The 568-nt window shown below is 32.9% G+C and carries 2 pseudogenes; one reads left to right on the forward strand and one right to left on the reverse strand.

Features of this window, described 5'->3' with window-relative positions:
• A pseudogene (locus ACFIO3_RS15350) lies at positions 1 to 225 on the reverse strand (polyprenyl synthetase family protein); the annotation flags it as partial.
• 179 nt (positions 226 to 404) lie between these two features.
• On the opposite strand from ACFIO3_RS15350, the pseudogene ACFIO3_RS15355 reads away from it, so the two are divergent.
• Positions 405 to 568, forward strand: a pseudogene (locus ACFIO3_RS15355) (methyltransferase); the annotation flags it as partial.

Consider the following 568-nt stretch of genomic DNA (forward strand, 5'->3'; position numbering starts at 1 on the left):
TGAAATAAGATGGTTAGAAATTTCAGGGATCATCTCAACCTCTGATTTTGCCATAGAGAGAATAAATTGATTTACGCAATCCATATCTTTTTGAGTAAGATTGACAAGAGATTGAAGAGAAATTTGATTATTTCTTATTTGTTTTGGTTTGATAGCTGCACTCAATGTGTTTACTCCTAGAGTATTGCAATGGACATATATAAAATTTACTTTATTCATTAGCATAAAGGGGGTTTGGTTTTGACTCAAGCTTTTGATGTCGTTTAAAAGTGTTAGCTTGGAATGTTATTGGCAAGAAATGTTCTTTAGCGAGTGTAATCTTATTGTTATAAAATAATAAAAAATTTAAAATAGCAGCTGAATGGCAAAAATGCAGTTTATAAAGGTGAGCATTAGGCTTTTAAATGGATAAAGCAGCGAATCAGAGTGGTGAAACAATTGACAGTTTTCACCGCGGGAAATTTTATTTGGTTCAACCCCATAAATATGGTCATCGTTCTGGAATGGATGCGATGTTATTAGCTAGTTTGGTTCCAAGTGATTTAAAGGGCAAGGTTGTTGATTTAGG

Source organism: Bartonella sp. AD328YNZD (genome assembly GCF_042196425.1).